4 protein-coding genes are annotated in these 15320 nt (G+C 67.0%); 1 reads left to right on the top strand and 3 read right to left on the bottom strand.

Annotated features, from left to right (window positions below; genetic code table 11):
- Positions 1 to 8: 8 nt before the first annotated feature.
- The 3 genes from VXM69_RS02905 to VXM69_RS02895 all read right to left on the bottom strand — a co-directional run bounded on the left by VXM69_RS02905 (position 9) and on the right by VXM69_RS02895 (position 11707).
- Complete coding sequence (locus VXM69_RS02905) at positions 9 to 728, bottom strand: response regulator transcription factor (RefSeq protein WP_034189626.1); 720 nt, start codon at positions 726 to 728, stop codon at positions 9 to 11.
- Positions 729 to 1029: 301 nt separating this feature from the next.
- Positions 1030 to 1737 (bottom strand): OmpA family protein, encoded by a 708-nt coding sequence (locus tag VXM69_RS02900; RefSeq protein ID WP_367188963.1) that lies wholly within the window; start codon positions 1735 to 1737, stop codon positions 1030 to 1032.
- Positions 1738 to 1834: 97 nt separating this feature from the next.
- Positions 1835 to 11707 carry a YadA-like family protein gene (locus VXM69_RS02895; RefSeq protein ID WP_367188962.1) on the bottom strand — a complete coding sequence of 3291 codons (9873 nt, stop codon included), beginning with the start codon at positions 11705 to 11707 and terminating at the stop codon, positions 1835 to 1837.
- A 450-nt stretch (positions 11708 to 12157) separates the two neighbouring features.
- On the opposite strand from VXM69_RS02895, the gene VXM69_RS02890 reads away from it, so the two are divergent.
- Complete coding sequence (locus VXM69_RS02890) at positions 12158 to 15139, top strand: ATP-binding protein (protein ID WP_175027268.1); 2982 nt, start codon at positions 12158 to 12160, stop codon at positions 15137 to 15139.
- The last annotated feature ends 181 nt before the right edge of the window (positions 15140 to 15320 follow it).

Genomic DNA, 15320 nt, shown 5'->3' with positions numbered 1-15320 from the left:
ACCTGCCGTCAGGCCGGATCGACGCCGCCCTCCTCCCTGGTTTCGCCGCCGCGCCCTTCGCTGGCCGACGCGGCGACGATCCCGTGCTCGATCGCGTAGCGCAGCAGGTCGATGTCCTTGTCGATCCCGAGCTTTTCCATCGCGCGCGCCTTCTGCGTACTGATGGTTTTCTTGCTGCGGCTCAGCTTGTCGGCGATCTCGTTGACCGTGAGGCCCGACGCATAGAGCCGCACCACTTCGAGTTCGCGGTCGCTGAGATCGCGCTTCTGGTCGGCGGCCCGCGCGCTCGAATGCGACGTGAGCGTGCGCACCACCTTCTCCACCGACGGCGAGTAATAGGTGCCGCCCGTCGCGGCCGCGTGAATCGCGGGAATCAGATGATCGATCGTGTCGGACTTGCTGACGATGCACTCGATGCCGAGCCGCGTCAGCGCGCCGACCACGGCCGGATTGTCGAGCATGGTCAGCACGACCAGCTTGACGGCCGGGTGATTGCGCTGGAGATAGGAGAACAGCGTGATGCCGTCGCCGTGCGCGCTGCCCGGCATCGCATAGTCGGACACCACGACGTCGCATACGCCGGCCTCGACGAGCCGGATCAGCTCGGTCGAATTGACTGCCTTGCCGGTCAACCGGATCGTCGGCACCGACGACAGCCCGTGCTCGACGCCGACCAGCATCGCCGGGTGGTCGTCGGCCAGTACCACGCGTATCAGATAGCTTCCCATAGTCGTCCAGATTTGCGCGGCAACCGTCGCGGCCGGCTCGCCGCCCGCGGGCGGCGCCGACCGCGCGCAGCGCGGCGTCGTGGATCGTAATTGGGCGCTATCTTCGCACGAAAACGGGGCCGTCAGCCATCGCCCCGGCCGGCGGCCGCCGCCGCCGCACCGCGCACCGCCATGAAAAAAACCGCCGGCTCGTGACGAGCGGGCGGTTCCAGGTACAGGGCGGGCGGGTGGGAGCGTCCTTCCATCGGCTCAGTGCCGATCGAGTCCCCGCACGTACCGGTGGAGCGTCATGCGTGACGCATTACTTCGCATCGATCCGGATCTCGACGCGGCGGTTCTGCGCGCGGCCTTCCGCGGTCGCGTTGGACGCAACCGGGTCGGCGGCGCCGAGGCCTTCCGACACGAACGACTGCGCCTTCAGGCCGTTGCTGCTCAGGTAGTTCATCACGTTGCGGGCCCGCGACGCCGACAGCGCCAGATTGTGCGTCTTGCTGCCGGTCGAATCGGTGAAGCCCGTGATGGCCACGCGGCGGAATTCGATGCCGCCGTTGATCTGCACGAAGCGGTCGAGCTGGCTGCGCGCCTCCGGCGTCAGTACCGCGCTGTCGAACGCGAAGTTCGCGTCGCCCTGCAGCAGCACCTGGCGCTGCTGAACCGGCTGCGGCGCCGGTTGCGGTGCCGGCGGCGCGGCCTGCACGACCGGCTGCGGCTTGCCGCACATGAACGTGATCTCGCGCGGGTCCTTCATCGGTGCGCGGCTGTACACGCGGTCGATCATCTCGAGCGGCGTGAAACCCTTGCCCTGGCAGAATTCTTCCGCCGCACGGGCGCAGGCGTTCGCGCTGCCGAGCAGCCCATCGCAGCTCACGCGAAATACGTTGTCCGGCTTGCCCGGAATCGACACCGCCCGGATGTCGTAGGTGACGCCCGATTGCGTCGTGCACGCACCGAGCGCCATCGCGATCGCGCCGATCGATGCCGCGCGCAACAACAAGGTTTTCATGGTCATGGTGAAACGTCCGCCGTGACGGCGGACGCCTGGAAAAAGTTGAATGGAGTCAGTCGGATCGACGTCGCGGGCGGGGCGCGATGCCCCGCCCGGCGACTTACCACTGATACGAAGCGCCCACGCCGACGGTGTTGCCGCCGCTCGACATGCCCACGCCGGCCTTCATCTTCAGGTTCTGCGTGATGCGGGCCTCGCCGCCGAACGCCACCGCCTGATAGCCCTTGTAGGTCGCGCCGCCGATACCGAACGACACCGTCTTGCCCGGATCGACGCCCGGAATCATCGTCAGCGCGGTGGCCGCGGCGATACCGGAGTACGCGTTGCGCGACAGGTCGTTGACCTGACCTTGCACGCCGCCGATCGCGCGATCCATCTGGCCCTTCGTCGCCGCGTCGGACGCGTTCACGCCATCGGCCAGGTTCGAGATCGTGCGCTTCTGATCGGCCGTACCGACGGACACGGTGTTGTCGCTCGACGCCACCGAACCGGCGCCCAGCGCGACGGAGTTCTTGCCCGATGCGTTCGCACCTTCGCCGATCGCCGTCGACTTCTCGCCGGACGCGTTCGCGCTGCTGCCGATCGCGGTCGCCCCTTCGGCGCTGCTCTTCGCGCCCGAACCGATCGCCGTACCGTTGCTGCTCGATACGTTCGCGTTCGAACCGACGACCGTGGCGTTGTTCGCGCCCGTCCCGATCGTCGAGCCCGAACCCGCGGCCGTGTTGCCCGTGCCGCTGCCTGCGTTCGCCTTCGTCGTACCGTCCGCACCCACGTCGGTACCGGCGAAGTAGTCGTTGCCGGTACCGCCATCGCCAGGATTGCCCGTGCCCGGGTTCCGCTCCAGTTCGCCGACACGGTCGTCGAGGCCGCCGATCTTGTCGTTCAGTTCGCTCAACTGCCCGAAGTTCACCGCGTCATACCGGCTCGCACCGTCCGCGACGTTGCCCAGGCGCACCGGTGCCGCGCCCGAGCCGCCGAGGGTCACCGAACCGTAGTTCGGCGTGCCGTCCTTGTTCAGGTCGTAACGCACCGCGAGCGAATCGGTCGCGCCGTACTTGGCCGCGGCCTGGACAGCTTCGGCCACGGTCTTGTACTTGCTGCCGTTCACTTCGATCGACGTATCCGCGAGCTTGCCGTCCGCATCGACCGTCGTCCCGCCGCCGATCGTGTCCGCCACGCTTTGCGCGGTGCCGTGCAGTTGCGAGCCGTTGATCGCGTCGCGGCTCGTCGCGCTCACCGCACCCGCGCCCACGCCGGTCAGCACGCGGTCGCCCGCCGTGCCCGCGAAGTTCACGGACGTGCCGTCCGTCTCCTTCGCGACCGTGATCTCGCGCGTGTCCGCGTCCTGCTGGACGAGGCCGATCGAGCCGTGGACGAGGCTGCTCGAGATGTTCTCGATCGCGTCGCCGACGTTGTTGTACGTCTTGTCGTTGACGGTGTACGTCGGGTTCGTCACCTTGCCGTTCGCGTCGACGGTCGAACCGCCGCCCAGCGCATCCGCCACGCTCTTCGACGCGCCATACAGCTGCGAGCCGTTCACGGCGTCCATGCTGGTCGCGTTCACCGCGCCCGCCTTCACGTTCGACAGCGTCGTGCCGTTCGCACCCTTCAGCGTGATCTGGTCGAAATTCGCCGAACCGTTCGCCTGCTTATCGTACGTCACGGCGAGCGACGTCAGGCCCGCACCCGGGTTCGTCGGATCGATCGGCGTGAGCACACCCGCGCTCTGCAGCTGACCGACGTTCACCGCGTCATGCTTGTCCACGCCGTCCGCGATGTTCTTCAGCGCCACCGGACCCGTCGCGCCCGCGCCGCCCAGCGTCACCGAACCGCGGTTCGCCGTGCCGTCCGCATTTCGGTCGTACGTCACCGCCGCGATCGACTGGCCGCTCACCGGGTCGACCAGACCCGAATCGGCCAGCTGCTTGTTGATCACGGTGATGTTTTCCGTGTTCGTCGTCGTGCGTCCGTCGAGGTTCGACAATGCATCGCCCACGTTGTTGTACGACTTCGACTTCGACGCATCCGCCGGATCGGCCAGCGAGTACGACGGGTTTGTCAGCTTGCCGTCCGCGCCCACGGTCGAGCCGCCGCCCAGCGAATCGGCCACGCTTTGCGCCGTGCCGTGCAGCTGCGCACCGTTGATCGCATCCGTGCTCGTGGCCGTCACCGCGCCCGCCTTCACGTTCGTGATCGTCGTGCCGGTCGCGCCCTTCAGCGTGACCGTGTCCTTCGCGGCACCGTCGTATGCGACGGCGAGCGACGTCAGGCCTGCCCCCGGGTTCGACGGGTCGACCGGCGCAACCAGGCCGGCATCCTGCAACTGGCCGAGGTTGATCGCGTCGTGACGCTCCGTGCCGTCGGCAACGTTCTTCAGTGCGACCGGCGTCGTGGCGCCTGCGCCGCCGAGCGTCACGGTATCCTTCGCCGCGCCGTCGTACGTCACCGCCATCGACGTCAGGTTGCCCTTGCCGTCGTCGCCCACCACGCCCGCGTTCTTCAGCTGGCCGAGGTTCAGCGCATCGCCGTCGTCCGTTGCGTCCGCCACGTTCTTCAGCTGCGTCGGGCCGGCGCCGTGGCCCAGCGTCACCGAACCGTAGTTCGGCGTGCCGTCCGCGAGACGGTCGTACGTCACCGCGGCGATCGACTTGCCATCGTCGCCGATCAGGCCCGAGCCCTTCAGCTGGCTCACGTTCACCGCATCCATGTCCGCTACGCCGGCCTTCACGTTCGACAGCGTCGTGCCGTTCGTGCCCTTCAGCGTCACGGTGTCCTTTGCATTGCTGTCGTACACCACGGCCAGCGATTCGCCCGTGACCGGATCGATCACGCCGCCCTTCGACAGCGAATCTTCCAGGTTGCCGACACGCGTGTTCGTCGCGAACAGCTGCGAGCCGTTCACGGCGTCCTTGCTCGTCGCCGACAGTTCGCCATCCTTGACGTTGTGGATCGCCACCGGCGTGGTCGCGCCCGTGCCGCCCAGCGTCACGCTGTCCTTCGCCGCACCGTCGTACGTCACCGCCATCGACGTCAGGTTGCCCTTGCCGTCGTCGCCCACCAGGCCCGCGTCCTTCAACTGGCCGAGGTTCAGCGCATCGCCGTCGTCCGTCGCGTCCGCCACGTTCTTCAGTTGCGTCGGGCCCGTGCCATGGCCCAGCGTCACCGCACCGTAGTTCGGCGTGCCGTCCGCATTGCGGTCGTACGTGACCGCCGCGTTCGCCTTGCCGTCGTCGCCGATCAGGCCCGAACCCTTCAGCTGGCTCACGTTCACCGCGTCCATGTCGGCCACACCGGCCTTCACGTTCGACAGCGTCGTGCCGTTCGTGCCTGCCAGCGTTACAGCGTCCTTCGCCGCGCCGTCGTATGTCACGGCCATCGACGTCAGATTGCCCTTGCCGTCGTCGCCCACCAGGCCCGCATTCTTCATCTGGCCGAGGTTCAGCGCATCGTGATCGTCCTTCGCATCCGCGACGTTCTTCAGCGCCACCGGAGCCGTCGCGCCCGCGCCGCCCAAGGTCACCGAACCGAGGTTCGGCGTGCCATCCGCATTACGGTCGTACGTCACCGCCGTGATCGACTGGCCGCTCACCGGATCGACCAGACCCGAATCGGCCAGTTGCTTGTTGATCACGGTGATGTTTTCCGTGTTCGTGGTCGTACGGCCGTCGAGGTTCGACAGTGCGTCGCCCACGTTGTCGTACGACTTCGACTTCGACGCATCCGCCGGATCGGCCAGCGAGTAGGCCGGGCTCGTCACCGTGCCGTCGGCACCCACCGCCGCACCGCCGCCGAGGGCATCGGTCACCCCCTTCAACTGGCTGACGTTGACTGCGTCGGTTGCCTGCGTGCCCGCCGCGACGTTGACGATCTGGCGTTCCGCCCCTGCACGGCCGACGGACACTGCGTTCGCACGATTCGAGAACGCGTTCGCGCCGAGCGCGACGCTGTTGGCCGCGCCCGCGGTCGCATTCGAGCCGAGCGCCATCGCGCCTTCGACGCTGCGCGCGACGTTCGCACCCGTACCGATCGCGACCGCATTGGTCGAGCCGGCCCGCACGTTCGCCGCGCTGCCGAGCGCGATCGAGCCGTCGCCGATCGCCTGCGCACCGTTGTTACCGACCGCCAGCGCATACTCGCCGTTCGCCTGCGCGTTCGCACCAAGCGCGACGGCCTGCGTGCCGTTCGTCTGGACGTTCGAACCCACGGCGACCGAGTAGTCCTGGCCAGCGCCGGTTTGCGCGAAGCTGCCGATTGCGACCGAGTTGTTCGAACCCGCGCCGCTCTGGAGGCCGACCGCCACTGCGTTGGCGCCGCTTGCCGCCGTCGACGATCCGATCGCGGCCGCCGTTGCCGTAGCCGGATCCGCGCCGTTCAGCGAAGCGACGTTGTTGCCCCGCAGACCTTCGATCGCGACGAGCGGGTCGCTGACATCCATCGGCTGCATCGAGCGCGAACTCACTTCGTCGATTGCAGCCTTCGTCTTCTTGTCGATCTCCGACGAGAAGGTATCGATCGCCTGCTGTGTCTTCGAGGTCACCGATGTCGACAGGGTGTTCAGTGCCGCATACAACTGGCCGCCGTTGACCGCATCGGTGCTCTGGAATGCGACGTCGCCGTCCGCCACGTTGACGATTTTTCGTTCACGGCCCACGTCGCCAACCGACACGACGTTGTTCTGGTTCGCGACCGAGTTGTAGCCGATCGCGATCGAGCCGTTGCCGGTCACGCGCGCACCGCTGCCGAGTGCCAGCGAGTTGGCGCTGGTCGCCCGCGCGTCGGAACCGATGGCGACGGCGAGCGCGCCGCTTGCGACCGCCGGCGTGCCCGTGACCGGGTCGGCATTGACCTTGACGAAGCGCAGGTTGCCGCCGGAAAACTCGTCGCGGAGGTCAGACAGGCCCGTGTTCAGTTGCTTGACATTGACCGCGTCCAGGTCGTCGACGCCCGTCGCGACGTTCTTGATTTGCGTCGGGCCTGCACCGTTGCCGAGCGTCACCGTGCCGTAGTTCGGCGTGCCGTCCGCGTTGCGGTCGTACGTCACCGCCGCGATCGACTTGCCGTCGTCGCCGATCAGGCCCGAGCCCTTCAGCTGCGACACGTTCACCGCGTCCATGTCGGCCACACCGGCCTTCACGTTCGACAGCGTCGTGCCGTTCGTGCCCTTCAGCGTGACGGTGTCCTTCGCGTTGCCGTCGTATACGACAGCCAGCGATTCGCCCGTGACCGGATCGATCACGCCGCCGTCCTTCAGCGAGTCCTTCAGGTCGCTCAGGTTCTGGTTCGTTGCGAACAGCTGCGAGCCGTTCACGGCGTCCTTGCTCGTCGCCGACAGTTCGCCTTCCTTGACGTTGTGGATCGCCACCGGCGTGGTCGCGCCCGTGCCGCCCAGCGTCACGCTGTCCTTCGCCGTGCCGTCGTACGTCACCGCCAGCGACGTCAGGTTGCCCTTGCCGTCGTCGCCCACCAGGCCTGCGTCCTTCAACTGGCCGAGGTTCAGTGCATCGTGATCGTCCGTTGCGTCCGCGACGTTCTTGACTTGCGTCGGGCCCGCGCCGTTGCCCAGCGTCACCGTGCCGTAGTTCGGCGTGCCGTCCGCGTTACGGTCGTACGTCACCGCGGCGATCGACTTGCCGTCGTCACCGATCAGGCCCGAACCCTTCAGCTGGCTCACGTTGACCGCATCCATGTCCGCTACGCCGGCCTTCACGTTCGACAGCGTCGTGCCGCTCGCGCCGGCCAACGTCACCTTGTCGCGTGCCGTGCCGTCGTACGTCACGGCCATCGACGTCAGGTTGCCCTTGCCATCGTCGCCCACCAGGCCTGCGTCCTTCAGCTGGCCGAGGTTCAGTGCGTCGTGATCGTCCGTTGCGTCCGCGACGTTCTTGACTTGCGTCGGGCCCGCGCCGTTGCCCAGCGTCACCGTGCCGTAGTTCGGCGTGCCGTCCGCATTACGGTCGTACGTCACCGCGGCAATCGACTTGCCGTCGTCGCCGATCAGGCCCGAGCCCTTCAGCTGCGAAACGTTGACCGCGTCCATGTCGGCCGCACCGGCCTTCACGTTCGACAGCGTCGTGCCGCTCGCGCCGGCCAGCGTCACCTTGTCACGTGCCGTACCGTCGTACGTCACCGCCATCGACGTCAGGTTGCCCTTGCCATCGTCGCCCACCAGGCCTGCGTCCTTCAACTGGCCGAGGTTCAGGGCGTCGTGATCGTCCGTTGCGTCCGCGACGTTCTTGATCTGCGTCGGGCCTGCGCCGTTGCCCAGCGTCACCGCACCGTAGTTCGGCGTGCCGTCCGCATTACGGTCGTACGTCACCGCAGCGATCGACTTGCCGTCGTCCCCGATCAGGCCCGAGCCCTTCAGCTGCGAAACGTTGACCGCGTCCAGGTCCGCTACGCCGGCCTTCACATTCGACAGCGTCGTGCCGTTCGTGCCCTTCAGCGTGACGGTGTCCTTCGCGTTGCCGTCGTATACGACAGCCAGCGATTCGCCCGTGATCGGGTCGATCACGCCGCCGTCCTTCAGCGAGTCCTTCAGGTCGCTCAGGTTCTGGTTCGTTGCGAACAGCTGCGAACCGTTCACCGCGTCCTTGCTCGTCGCCGACAGTTCGCCTTCCTTGACGTTATGGATCGCCACCGGCGTCCCGGCATTGCCCAGCGTGACCGCGCTCTTGGTTGCATCGTCGTACGTCACGGCCAGCGACGTGAGATTGCCCTTGCCGTCGTCGCCCACCAGGCCCGCGTCCTTCAACTGGCCGACGTTGACCGCGTCCATGTTCGCCACGCCGGCCTTGACGTTCGACAGCGTCGTGCCGCCCGCACCGGCCAGCGTCACCTTGTCGCGCGCCGCACCGTCGTACGTCACCGCCATCGACGTCAGGTTGCCCTTGCCGTCATCGCCCACCAGGCCCGCGTTCTTCAACTGGCCGAGGTTCAGCGCGTCGTGATCCGCCTTCGCGTCTGCAACGTTCTTCAGCGCGACCGGCGTCGTGGCGCTCGCGCCGCCCAGCGTCACCGAACCCATGTTCGGCGTGCCGTCCGCGTTGCGGTCGTACGTCACCGCAGCGATCGACTTGCCGTCGTCGCCGATCAGGCCCGAACCCTTCAGCTGGCTCACGTTGACCGCATCCATGTCGGCCGCGCCGGCCTTGACGTTCGACAGCGTCGTACCGGTCGCGCCGGCCAGCGTGACCTTGTCCTTCGTCGCACTGTCGTACGTCACCGCAGTAATCGGCTTGCCCGTCACCGGATCGATCAGCCCCGAATCCTTCAGTTGGCTCACGTTCACCGCATCGGTGTCCGCCGTCCCGGCAGCCAGATTGGTGATGCGTCGCTGCAACGCCGACGAACCGACGGAGACCGTGTTGTCTGCGGTCGCGATGCTGCCGCTACCCAGTGCGACCGACGACACGCCGGTCGACGACGCATTCGCGCCCAGCGAAACGCTCGAATTGCCCGACGCAAGCGCAGCAGGCCCGAATGCGAGCGTATTCATCCCCGATGCGGACGAACGGGTGCCGAGCGCAACGCTTTGACTGCCGGCCGGTCCCATTGCGGTCGCGCCATCGCCGATCGCATAGTTGGCATAGTTCGACTTGGCGCCGAACCCGATCGCACCGCCGCCAGCGTACCCGCTCGTGCCGGCTTGCGCGTTCACGCCGATCGCCATCGTGCCGTACCCGCCGCCGCTGGTATTGGCCGTGGCACCGTTACCGATGGCGATGTTTCCGCCAGAGCTTCCCGACTGAGCCACCGCTCCGCTTCCGAGCGCGACAGATCCCGATCCGCTGGCCGTCGCCGCGGTACTCGTCGCGTTACCCAGAACCTTGATGTAGGTGTTGTCCGTCTTCGTCGACAGCGCCGTGTTCATCTGGCCGACGTTTACGGCATCCGTATTGGCGATGCCGGCCTTCACGTTCGACAGCGTCGTGCCGCCAGCGCCCTTCAGCGTGACCTTGTCCTTCGTCGCGCCGTCATAGGTCACCGCGTTCGGATCGCTGCCGCCATTCGCGGCCAGCGCATCGAGCGCGTCGCCAACGTTGTGGTAGTCGGTTCCGGCGACCTTGTAGGTCGGCTGCGTGACGTTGCCGCTGCCGTCGACCACCGCGCCGCCGCCGAGTGCCTTGGTCACGCCCGACAGCTGGCCAACGTTGACCGCGTCGGTGGCTTGCGTGCCGGCCGCGACGTTCACGATCTGGCGCTGCTGCGTCGCCGAGCCGACCGAAATCGTGTTGTTGCGGGTCGCGCTCGAACCGGAGCCGAGCGCCATCGCACCGGTCACGTTCGCGGCGACCGCTGCTTGCGTGCCGAGCGCAACGGAATTGGTGGCCGATGCGCCAACGACCGCGCGATCGCCAATGGCAACGGCACCATTCGCGCCGGCATTCGCCTGATTGCCCAATGCAGTTGCGTGACTGCCGCTTGCCGATGCCATACGACCCAGCGCCGTTGCGCCTTCACCATTGGCCACCGTACCGGAACCGAGTGCCGTCGCGGACAGGCCCTGTGCGGAAGCCGTATTCCCGATAGCTGTCTCCGCGCCCATGGTGCCGGCCACGGCCGCATTGCCGATCGCGACGCCATTCGTGCTGCCCACGCTGGCCGCCGCGCCCGTCCCGCGAACGTTGACGTACGTGTTGTCGACCTTCTTCGACAGCGCCGTGTTCATCTGCCCGACGTTCACGGCATCCGTATTCTGCGTGCCGGCAGCCACGTTGACGATCTGTCGTTGCAGCGACGTCGACCCGACCGACACCGCATTGTTGCGATCGCCCACCGAGTTCGCGCCGAGCGCAACCGCATTCGTACCGCTGGCCAGTGCACCACGACCGAGTGCCGTCGAGGTCGCGCCCGTTGCACTTGCCCGCTCACCCAAGGCAACGCTCGACGCCGATGTCGCGTTCGCGAGCACACCGATCGCAACGGCGTTCGTGGTTGCATTCGCTGCATAACCGATTGCGGACCCATAGGTCCCGCTGGTGCTGGCACCGCGGCCCACCGCAATGGCGTTCGCGCCGACGGCACTTGCCGTCATGCCGAGTGCCGTGGCACCGTCGGCGCCCGAATAGGCGCCATAGCCGACGGTAGTCGCATTGGTGGACAGAGCCGCCGCACCTCGGCCCATTGCCGTCGAATTGCTCCCCGTCGCGCGTGCGCTCACGCCGACCGCCACGGTCTCGCTGCCCGTCGCGTTCGCAAGGGTGCCGAGCGCAACGGCATTCTGCCCCGTTGCAACGGTATTCCCGCCGAGCGCGACGGCCGACGTGCCGCCGGCGTTCGCATTCGCCCCGATTGCCGTCGCGCTGCCGCCCGCGCGTGCAGCCGTCGCAGTCGCATACGTACCGGTATTGGTCACCACGTACGGGTTCGCCGTCCCCGCGGCCGCAATCGCCGCGTTCAACTGGTTGACGTTAACGGCATCCGTCCCGGCCGTACCGGCAGCCAGGTTGTTGATGCGGTGATTCGTCATGTTGAAATTGCTGTCGACGTCCACCGGGCCGCGAAGGTGCACGCCCGAGCCGCCCAGCAGGAAGAGATGGCCGTCGACGGTACCGCTGATGCCGGCCTCGGTCGCCGCGCTTGCCTGACCGACACCACCACCGTTGACGTTGCTGTTGTTGTACAACTGAAACGACCTGACGTGACCTTCGCTCAGTCTGAAATTGGAGATCGCCGTACCGCACGCCGCAGTCGTCCTGGTTCCGACCGTGTTGCCGCCGCCAAAGGTCGTCCCATAATAGCCGCTGCCCGCCGGCGCACACAGCGACAACGATCCACCGCCATTGGCGGCCTGCGCCATCGCGTCGTTCGCCATGGCACCACCACCCACACCGGCCATCACGGCGACCGCCGCGGTGACCGACGAACGCATCGTCGTATTCGACTTCGATTTCGTGCGCATCCGCGCCGTTTCGGCTGCCGCCGTCCATGTACCCGTCGTCGCGTTCCAGACGGTGCGATAGGTCTTGTTCACGTTGTTTGCCTCAGTAGAAAAAGGGAGAAGGACGCTCCTCGTCCACCATTGGCAATGTATTGATCGCCCGTCGTTTCGATAATCAGACGGCCGGACGTGACATGACTTATTTCGTAGGCCTAGTCCTAACATGACGTTGCTTGACAATCGGCCGTGCCAGACGCAACGCGACACGCCGTTCTCTTGAACGATTCCGTTTGACACGGTTGCGTCGCAGGACGTATATACGCAACGCGCGGCCGATTGCCCGAATAGGACTGGTCCTATCCTTCGCGCGCGAGTGTTTCGGACTGCCCTACATACAGCCTCGTCCACTATCCCGATAATTTTCCCGTTCCCCGAGCCGGCGGCGCATCGCGCTGCCTTCAATCGGCTCGTGGAGATCGTCCGCGTTCCGGCCTCGCCGCGGCGCGTCCCCGATTCGCGCATTGATTCACCAGTCTTCGCCTCATGCCCATTCGCCACCTCTTCGCGTCCCACACGGACGCCAGCGCGCCGTTCGCATCGATCGACGACGACACGCGCGACCTGAGCCTGCTGAACCGGTATCAGCGCTTCACGCTGTACGGCGGCGCGGTCGTGCTGTCGCTCGTGATCCTGATCGCGGCAGGCATCCTGCTCGTCGGCTCGGTGCGCGACTACATCGCCGAGCGGCGCGACCTGTTCGCGACGCACAAGGCGCTCGTGCAACTCGAAATGGACGCGAAACAGGCGTCGATGCGCCGCGCGGTGATCAATGCCGAGCTGCTGTGGAACGGCCATCCGCCGCATGCGCGCGAAGCCTCCGACGCGCTGCGCAGGGACGGGCACGTTCTGCTCGCCCCGATGCCCGGCGTGAGCGAGATCTTCGTGGCCGCGTCGCCCAAGGCGCTCGCCGAGCGCGAAACGGATCGCTACGTGCAGCTGATGGAGCGCCAGACGATCTCGGTCGCGGCCGCCGAACGCCAGACCGGGCGCGCGGTACGCGGTTACGCATACAGCCCCGACCGCAACGTGATCGCGATCACGCCGCCGCCGTCGATGCCGTATCCCGACCTGCTCGCACGCATCGGCGTGCCCGACACGCCTACGCTGATCGAACACCTCGCGTTCGACGCGGCCGACTGGTCCGATCCGGCCATCGCGCGCTACTGGCGCCTGTCGCGCCGGATCGCCTGGCAGGCGCCGGCGATCGATCCGCTGACCGGCAAGACGGTCTTCCGTCTCGTCGAACCCGCATTCGACGGCCAGCAGCATTTCATGACCTTCGTGAGCGACTTCGACGTCGACGTGATCGCCGAGCGGATGAAGCATGCACCCGGCGATGCCGTCGCGATGTTGATCGACGAAAACGGCCGCGTGCTGCTGGATGCCGATCGCACCGGCGACGCGGAGGACGGCGCGGCCCTGATGAAACAAGCGCTGGCCGAAGGCACCTGGCGGCGCGGCCTCGCGCATTTCGACGAAAGTTACCGTCACGGCATGTTCACGATCACCGACCGGATTTCGGACACCGGCTACGCGATCGTCTATGCGTACTCGTGGCGCACGATCGCCTTTGCGATCTGGTCGACGATGCTGCGCGAGTTCGGCACGACCGCGACCATCCTCATCGTGCTGTGGACGCTCGTGATCGCGTTCGACCTGCGGGTGTTCGCGCCGCTGTTCCGTCGTTCGCGCCGCGTGTTCGAAAGCGAGCGGATGAGCCGCACGATCGTCGCCACCGCGCCGTTCGGCATCGGCCTCGTGTCGCCCGATACGCAGCAGGTGCTGCTGCGCAACCGGATGCTCGAGCTGTACGACCGCGAGGCCGGCGATCCGCCGCTGCACGAGCGGCTGCTGGCTCGCTACCGCGAGCGCGCGGACGCGTCGCCGGTGCAGCTCGACGTCGAACTGCCCGTGACGCTCGACGACGGCCGCGCGCGCGACCTGCTCGTCAACTTCGTGCGCGTCCGCTACAAGGGCAAGGAAGCGCTGCTGTTCAGCTTCTCCGACATCACGACGCGCGCCGACGCCGAACGCGCACTCGACAGCGCGAACCGCGCGAAGTCGACGTTCCTCGCCACGATCAGCCACGAGATCCGCACGCCGCTGAACGCGATGCTCGGCAATCTCGAACTGCTCGACAAGGCGCCCGACCCGAGCCGCCAGAAGCCGCGCCTGCATGCGGTCACGTCCGCCGCGCGCATGTTGCTCGACATGCTGAACAACGTGCTCGACATGACGAAGATCGAAGCCGACCGGATGACGCTCGAAGCGACGGGGTTCGGGATCGACGAGCTGATGCGCGACGTGGCGGACCTGTTCGAGCCGGTGGCCGGCGCGAAGGGCGTCGCGCTGCGTATCGACGTCGATCCCGCGGCGACCCGCACGTATCTCGGCGATCCGATGCGGGTGCGGCAGATCGTCGTGAACCTGGTCAGCAACGCGATCAAGTTCACCGATCGCGGCACGGTCGCGCTGTCGGTATCGGCGCCGCCGGGCGATGCGACGCCCGTGACGATCCGCGTCAGCGATTCGGGCATCGGCATGACGGCCGACCAGCTTGCGCACGTGTTCGAGCCGTTCGCGCAGGCCGACGAATCGATCGCGCGCCGCTTCGGCGGAACGGGCATCGGCCTCGCGCTGAGCTACAAGCTCGCGGAGTCGATGGGCGGGCGCATCGACGCGAACAGCGTGCCGGGCGTGGGATCGACGTTCGTCGTCACGTTGCCGCTGCCGCTCGACAGTCAGCCCGGCGCCGCACACGCGCCGTCCGGCGAGGATGCGCCGAACGTGCGCGTGCTGTTCGTCGACGACAACCCGGTCAACCGTTCGCTCGTCCACGATCAGCTGGACGTCCTCGGCTATCAGGCCGATATCGCATCGAACGTCGCCGAGGCGCTCGATCTGGTGGACCGTCACGACTATCCGGTCGTGCTCACCGATCTCAACATGCCGGGCCTCGACGGGTACGCGTTCGCACGCGTGCTGCGCGAGCGCGGGCGGGTGCAGCCGATCCTGGCGGTGACCGCGCATGCCGAACCGGACGAGTTGCGCCTGGCGTGGGAAGCGGGCATCGACGAGATCGTCACGAAGCCGACGTCGCTGAAATCGCTCGAACAGGCGATCGCGAGGTACACGGGCACGTGGCGTCGGCCGGTCTATCCGCCTGCACCGGCGCGTGCGTCCGGCCCGCTGCCGAAAGACCTGCATACGGTGCTCGCCGATGCAACGCGACGCTCGAGCGCGACCATCGCTCGGGCGCTGCAGGACGGCGACCTGAAGGTCGCGCGCTCGGAGATTCACAGCATGCGGGGCGCGTTCGCGATGATCGGCGAGCGGGAGATTTCGGGGCTCTGTGCGTCGATGGAAGCGCTGGCGCTGGCGGGCGATGCCGCCGCGTTCGCGCGGGAGTTCGAGCGCTATCGACGGAGCGCGAACGAGATCCTCATGCGGCGGGCGGCAGGCTGATCGAAATCGCCGACTGAAACGATTGCTGACACATCCGGAAGGAATCGATCATGCGGCCGGCCGGCTCGATTGCGCCGCACACGTTGTGCAGCAGGCATTCGAGGCATTGACCTGATGGCCATCGCGGATGATTTCGTACATGACTGCCCTCTGACACCGCGCGATCTCGGCTACAGTGGTT

This window comes from Burkholderia sp. Ed8, assembly GCF_040761425.1.
Lineage (GTDB): Bacteria > Pseudomonadota > Gammaproteobacteria > Burkholderiales > Burkholderiaceae > Burkholderia > Burkholderia seminalis.
Note: the sequence above shows the minus strand (reverse complement) of the source record. Positions and strands in the feature narration are given on the sequence as shown.

Excerpts from the sequence above, each read along its gene's own strand:
- VXM69_RS02890 (WP_175027268.1), top strand. The coding sequence starts at position 12,158 with ATGCCCATTCGCCACCTCTTCGCGTCCCACACGGACGCCAGCGCGCCG.
- VXM69_RS02900 (WP_367188963.1), bottom strand. The coding sequence starts at position 1,737 with ATGACCATGAAAACCTTGTTGTTGCGCGCGGCATCGATCGGCGCGATC.
- VXM69_RS02905 (WP_034189626.1), bottom strand. The coding sequence starts at position 728 with ATGGGAAGCTATCTGATACGCGTGGTACTGGCCGACGACCACCCGGCG.